The 3957-nt window shown below is 33.9% G+C and carries 3 protein-coding genes and 1 other annotated feature; all 3 genes read right to left on the bottom strand.

Annotated elements, in window-relative coordinates; all coding sequences use genetic code 11:
• Positions 1-132: 132 nt before the first annotated feature.
• On the bottom strand, positions 133-816 hold the full coding sequence (locus tag V7183_RS24585; protein ID WP_335361164.1) for a protein rep: 684 nt from the start codon (positions 814-816) through the stop codon (positions 133-135).
• Positions 817-850: 34 nt separating this feature from the next.
• The gene (tyrS, locus tag V7183_RS24590; protein WP_097894790.1) at positions 851-2113 is read right to left on the bottom strand and encodes a tyrosine--tRNA ligase; all 1263 of its coding nucleotides are present in this window, start codon (positions 2111-2113) and stop codon (positions 851-853) included.
• An 81-nt stretch (positions 2114-2194) separates the two neighbouring features.
• Positions 2195-2416, bottom strand: a binding site (T-box leader).
• 273 nt (positions 2417-2689) lie between these two features.
• A complete protein-coding gene (gene murB / locus V7183_RS24595; protein WP_335361165.1) occupies positions 2690-3607 on the bottom strand; it encodes a UDP-N-acetylmuramate dehydrogenase in 918 nt (305 codons plus the stop codon).
• Positions 3608-3957: the final 350 nt, after the last annotated feature.

A 3957-nucleotide genomic window follows, 5' to 3' on the forward strand; every position in this document is an offset into this window, starting at 1 on the left:
CACTAAAGCGTTAAACCTTTGATTCATAAAATAAAAACACATAATTATAAATAATTATGCATTTTTATTCATACAAAACAATAAATAAGTACAAAAAAGAAGAGTGAACTTTTTCACTCTTCTTTTAAAAAGTTATTTTACAAGAGGATTTTTCTCCTCTTCTCTTAGCCCTGGATACCATTGTAGCATATTGATAAACGCATGACTTGCAACTGAATCGTCTATACAGAATTTATCCATATCAAAATGGAAATTATTCCTACCCATCAATTGGTCCGTTACATTTTTTAACAATTTACTATATCCAATTAAACGTCTAGATGTCATTATTTTACTTTCTCGAAAAGAAGGTTCACTTTCCTGTTCACGAAAATTTAACAATTTCTCATGAGGAATTTCACATCGGTCTTCTTTCGCTTTCATTACTTTTACCTTCACATATAAACCTTGCTCCATTCCTAATGCCCTGCTCCACAAAGAACTCCAACTATCGCGCTTAATATAGTATCTCCCTTGAAAATAACTTTTTATCATTGGAACAAGAATATGAATTCTCGGATGATACCTGTCTCCTTTTTTCAAAATATCCAGCATCCGAAAATACCCTAGATGAACTTGTTTTACAGACTTATACTTAAATAGACGATTGAAGGCAATTAACATTTGATCTAATTTCTCATTAATTTCTTCCTCGTTTACATTTTCTAATCCCAAATCTACCAATAGCCAATTTACTTGCTGTGTTTTATTAATTTCTGTTATCACACAGTGATTAAAATATGCTAATTCTAATGATCTTTCCCAAGATGAAAGCATAATTAAATTCCTCGCTTCCACTCTCTACTAGAATTTATTCTCCTAATTTCACCAAGCTGTAATTCTTTTTCCCTTTACGAATAATAATAAATCTTCCATCAAATGAATTTTCCACCGTAACATCTGTATTTACATCCGTTACTTTATCTCCATTCATTAAGATTGCCCCATTATTAATATCTTCCCTTGCTTGACGTCTAGAAGGTTCAATCCCTAAATCCACTAACCATTCAACGATATTTTTTGTTTCCTTTGCAGCTTGGAAAGTTGGCATATCTTTAAAGCCTTGTTCGATTTCATCCGCAGTTAATGATTTAATATCTCCACTAAATAACGCTTGTGTAATTTTTACTGCTTGTAAAAATGCATTCTCACCATGAACAAATTTCGTCATTTCTTCTGCTAATACTTTTTGCGCTTCACGTTTATGAGGTTCTGTTTGAACTTTAACTGCTAATTCATCGATTACATCCTTCGTTAAGAATGTAAAGAATTTCAAGTATTTCATTACATCACGATCATCAGCGTTTACCCAAAACTGGTAGAATTCAAATGGTGTTGTTTTTTCAGGATCTAACCAAATTGCTCCTCCTGCTGTTTTACCAAACTTCGTCCCATCAGATTTTAATAATAACGGAATTGTTAGGCCAAATACTTTCGCTTCCGGTCCTTCTAATCTGCGAATTAAATCTAAACCACTTGTAATGTTACCCCATTGGTCACTACCACCAATTTGTAATTGTACGCCTTCTTCTTTGTATAAGTGGTGGAAGTCCATGGATTGTAGAATTTGGTATGTGAATTCTGTGAATGAAATACCAGTATCTAAACGACTTGCTACAATATCTTTTGCTAACATACTATTTACACTAAAGTTTTTACCGTAGTCACGTAAAAATTCGATAATGTTGATTTGATGTGTCCAGTCGTAGTTATTTACCATTTTCACTTCACTATTGCCGCCAAAGTCGAATAATTTTTTCATTTGTGCTGTTAATGCGTCAACATTATGTTGTACTTGTTCTAATGTTTGCAGCTGACGCTCCGTTTGTCGTCCACTTGGATCTCCAATTGTTCCTGTTGCTCCACCAATTAAGATAACTGGATGATGCCCAGCTAATTGGAATCGTTTCATCATCATAAACGGAATCAAATGTCCAATATGCATGCTGTCACCAGTTGGATCTACACCACAGTACAAGGAAATCTTTTTCTCTTCTACTAGTTTGCGTAATCCTTCTGCGTCTGTTTGTTGATTAATGGCGTCACGCCATTCCAATTCATCAATGATGTTCATATCTTTCCAGCTCCTTTAGTTTTTAAATTTTTCTTACCTCAAATTAGCAAGAATACAAAAAGTCCCCATGTCTACACTAGACATAGGGACGATTTTTAACCGTGTTACCACCCAGATTGCACAAATAGTATCCATTCTCCTATTTATGCCACTCTTAGCAATAGTATCGATTGCTACTCCGCTTAGCATTACCTAAGATACTCCAGAGTGTAATTCACAAGTTTGTTTGTGCTAGGTTCCATCAACCCCTAGCTTTCTCGATAACAGTGACAAACTGCTACTGGGCTCTTTCAACGTATTTGATATATTAAATTATAGTCATTATAGTGAATTAAAATTTTATTGTCAATTCTACAGAAAAATGTTTTGAAAATATTCACATTTTCTTTTTTGTTATACCACAAAAATAAAGTAAAGGATAAACCTATCCTTCACTAATTAAAATCCTATGAAGATCAAACGTTTGAAAGGGTTCATACTCTATTTATTCCAGCTTTCATTGAAACCTTACATCCACAAATAATATTTCAATAACACTTTTATAACTTTTAAAATAAATACCTACTGCTTTAAAAATTATACTAAGTCTTCTCCAATAATTCTTACTTCTCTTTCTAACGTAACATCGAATTTCTCTTGAACAGTTTTTTGAACAAAATGAATTAAATCAATATAGTCTTGCGCTGTTCCATTATCAACATTCACCATAAACCCAGCATGTTTTACAGAAACTTCTACACCACCAATTCTCTTTCCTTGTAATCCAGAATCTTGAATCAACTTACCGGCAAAGTGGTTAGGCGGACGCTTGAAGACACTACCGCATGAAGGGTATTCTAATGGCTGCTTCGATTCTCTTTTATACGTTAAATCATCCATCTTTTCTTTAATCTCTGCATATACACCCTTCTCAAGTTCAAATGTAGCCTCAAGTATAATGTAATGGTTATTCGCAAATGTACTTTTACGATATCCGAAATCAAAGTCGTCTTTTGAAAGAGTAAGTAACTCTCCCTCTTTTGTCATAACAACCGCTTTTGTTAATACATATGCAACTTCGCCACCATACGCACCTGCATTCATATATAATGCTCCGCCAACTGACCCTGGTATACCACAAGCAAATTCAAGTCCCGTTAAAGAATGCTCTAGCGCCGTTCTTGAAACATCAATAATAGCAGCACCACTTTGTGCTACAATTGTTTGTCCATTCACAGTAATATCTGTTATATGAGTCAAACTCAATATGATTCCACGAATACCACCGTCTTTTATAATGACATTAGAGCCATTTCCTAAAAACGTAATTGGAATGTTGTTTATATTCGCATACTGTACCACTTGCTGAATTTCAGTATAAGTAGTAGGTATAACAAACACATCTGCTTTTCCTCCTACTTTTATATGCGTATGATCCTTTAGCATTTCATCTTGCTTCACATGTCCTTCTGGTAATATTGTACGTAAATATTTATATACTTCCTGCATATTCATTCTATGATTCCTCTATTTCTATTAATAATTAATGGCCTATCCTCTCGACAGTTCCAGCATTCTTAAAACTATTTCTCTTATTCTCTCCCATTCCGCTTACAAATTCATTCACTGCACTATATGTAATGCCATGCTGAAAATAAGTAGGTAATCGGCCACCACATAGATTACCTGAATAGTTTAGTAAGATAGTTTCTCTCTCTATCTTATCAAAAAATCGAGAAGAAAACTTTACCTTCAAAAATTTTCCGATATAGCCAAGTTTAAGATATATATACATCAATTAAAAAACCGACATAAAACCTCTCTTTTTAGGTGGGAGAGAGCATCTGGCCATGCATAGAAGCGGT

This window comes from Bacillus sp. JJ1127 (assembly GCF_036965845.1).
Lineage (GTDB): Bacteria > Bacillota > Bacilli > Bacillales > Bacillaceae_G > Bacillus_A.